The sequence below is a fragment of the Stenotrophomonas sp. SrG genome, assembly GCF_050031795.1.
In the GTDB taxonomy this organism is placed as follows: Bacteria; Pseudomonadota; Gammaproteobacteria; order Xanthomonadales; family Xanthomonadaceae; genus Stenotrophomonas; species Stenotrophomonas rhizophila_A.
The window spans coordinates 1-235 of the sequence record NZ_JBNBBE010001359.1 but is presented as its reverse complement, the minus strand read 5'-3'; the positions used below and the strand labels follow the sequence as shown (position 1 = coordinate 235).

Annotated in this window: 1 protein-coding gene; it reads left to right on the top strand. The window is 68.9% G+C overall.

Features of this window, described 5'->3' with window-relative positions; translation table 11 throughout:
• Window positions 1-235 (top strand): murein L,D-transpeptidase catalytic domain-containing protein (locus ACQG3P_RS23840; RefSeq protein ID WP_426806433.1); only part of this gene is annotated, 235 nt, incomplete at both ends.

Below are 235 nucleotides of genomic sequence, written 5' to 3'. Positions count from 1 at the left end.
GACCTGCGCCCTGCGCCGGCCGGAGCTCGGCGTGGATCCGGGCCGCTTGAGGGTGATTGATTACTCGCGCCCGTCCACCGAACAGCGCATGTGGGTGTTCGCCCTGGCCCACCAGAAGCTGCTGTTCGAGGAATGGGTCGCGCATGGCCGCAACAGCGGCGGCAACGCCACCGACCGCTTCTCCAACCGCGATGGCAGTTTCTTGTCCGGCCTGGGCGCGGTCGCCGCCCAGGAA